Origin of the sequence: Pseudarthrobacter sp. B4EP4b, from assembly GCF_006680095.1 — a bacterium.
Taxonomy (GTDB): Bacteria; Actinomycetota; Actinomycetes; order Actinomycetales; family Micrococcaceae; genus Arthrobacter.
The window spans coordinates 2,976-4,984 of sequence record NZ_VHIJ01000093.1; the positions used below are offsets into that span (position 1 = coordinate 2,976).

Below are 2,009 nucleotides of genomic sequence, written 5' to 3' on the forward strand. Positions count from 1 at the left end.
AGTCCGGAAGTGTTGTTGTTGTCGACAACGACGCTGCCGGAGAAGACATCCTCCTGGGCATCGGTGGAGATGGCCAGCGGCTGCTCCTCCCAGTGGACGAGGTCCTTGGACGTGGCGTGGCCCCAGGACATGTTCCCCCAGGTGTTCCCGGAGGGGTTGTGCTGGTAGTACAGGTGGTAGACGCCCTTGTGGAATACGAGCCCGTTGGGATCGTTCATCCAGTTCTTTTCCGGCGTGAAGTGGATGGCCGGGCGGTGCAGCTCATCCCCGAGTTCGGCGGCGGACGCGGGCATGGCACCAGCCAATGCAGTGGCGAGCGAGAGGCTGGCCAGTGTCAGTGCAGAGACGCAGCGCGCGCTCCGCATTGTGGATTGTTTCATGTTGCTTGTGTCGCCCTTCATTGGACGTGTCTAGCCAGTAGACAACGTTGTCAGTCAGTGCGATGGACTCTAAAAGATGTCTATCGGACAAGTCAACGGTCATTTTTGTGCCCGATTTCTTGTGCCCGAATACGCTGCTGGGCAAGGGAACGACGACTGGCCCCGCGTCCGCAGGACGGGGGCTGAGACGTGCGAAGGGGCGGTCCTTGAGGGAAAAGCCTTCGGGGACGCTTACCCTAGGGCCGCTGTTTGCAGCTGGGCTATAGGACCGGGTTGAGCCAGGTCAGCTCCGAGCCGTCACCTTCGATGTGACGGGCCAGTTCCTCGTTGAACCTGGCTCCATAGTCGGCGGTGATGTGTTCCTGGAACGCGGCTTCATCCCGGTATACCTCGAAGACGAAGTATTCCCGGGGATTCTCTTCGCGGGTGTAGGGAAGAAACAGTTCGTTGCCTGGTTCGTTGCGGACGTGCCGGGTCAATTCGACCATCATTTCGGCAACGCGGGCCTCACTGCCCGCTTTGACGGTGAACTCGGCATACAAGGTTTTGGTCATGATCTCTCTCTTCAGGTTGGTTTGGCAGAGGCGAAGTTCCTTGGGGAGGGGTTCATGCCGGCGGGCGGATTTCCCCGGAGCCTCTTTGGATGAGTTCGGACGGGACGATGTAGGTCCGGGGAGCTTGCTCGTCGCCGTCGATCCTGGCCAGAAGCCGTTCGGCGGACTTGACGCCAATCCGCTCCGGGTGTTGAGCGATGACTGTAACCCCGGGGTCCATCATGTCGGCAAGAGTGAAGTCGTCAAAACCAACAAGTGCCACACGCTTGTGTACGCCAAGCTCCTTCATCGCGCGCATCGTTCCGAAAGTGACGAGGTTCTGGCTCGAGAAAATTGCCGTGGGAGGATCCTCGGAATTCAACAGTTCAAGGGCCGCCCGCCTCGCTGCTTCCTCATCATGAAGATCGTCGATGACGGGTAGTGCGGAGGTGGGAATACCTGCCCCGCCGACCTCCTCGAGGAAGCCCCGCCGGCGCTCCCGCGCGGTCTGAATGTCTGTGCGGTCGCCCAGGTAGGCCAACTTGGTGTGTCCGTGCCTCAGCAGATGTGCGGCCGCTTTGCCCGCGCCCACTGCGTTGTCCGTGACCACTGCATCAGCCTCCACCCCTACCGGCTCCCGGTCAATAAAGACCATTGGCAGGTTTCTGGAGTGCTCCGGGATCATGTACGCCTGGTTTTTTGCGATCGGTGTCAGGACAAGGCCGTCGACCCGCCTCCCGAGGAAAGCAGCGATGATGGCCTGCTCCCGTTTAGGGTCGTCGTCGAGGCTGGCGGCGAAAACGGCTATTCCCCGGGCGCCAAGTGCATCCTCCAGGGCCCGGTGTATCTCGCCGCTGAACGGGTTGGAAACACTGGGCAGAAGGAGGCCTACCGACAGGGTCCTCCTGCCTGCCCGGCGGAGGCTGCCGGCTGTGACGTCCAGCTGGTAGTTGAGCTGCGCGATGGCATCGAGCACCTTTTGCCGCGTGGCCTCAGATACCCCCGCCTCGTCATTGATCACTCGTGAAACGGTTTTGATTCCGACACCCGCAAGCGCCGCCACGTGGCGCATGGTGGGCCGGGTGGGGGACAGGGG

At 61.3% G+C, this 2,009-nt stretch carries 2 protein-coding genes and 1 pseudogene; all 3 read right to left on the reverse strand.

Translation table 11 applies throughout. From position 1 onward, the window contains the following. Positions 1–380 (reverse strand): annotated as a pseudogene (locus FNL14_RS22995) (glycosyl hydrolase family 32); the annotation flags it as partial. Between the two features lie 260 nt (positions 381–640). Then, entirely contained in the window at positions 641–934 is a 294-nt protein-coding gene (locus tag FNL14_RS23000; RefSeq protein WP_142065134.1) for a putative quinol monooxygenase, read from the reverse strand. A gap of 52 nt (positions 935–986) precedes the next feature. Continuing rightward, entirely contained in the window at positions 987–1,985 is a 999-nt protein-coding gene (locus FNL14_RS23005) for a LacI family DNA-binding transcriptional regulator (protein ID WP_142065143.1), read from the reverse strand. Between the last annotated feature and the right edge of the window lie 24 nt (positions 1,986–2,009).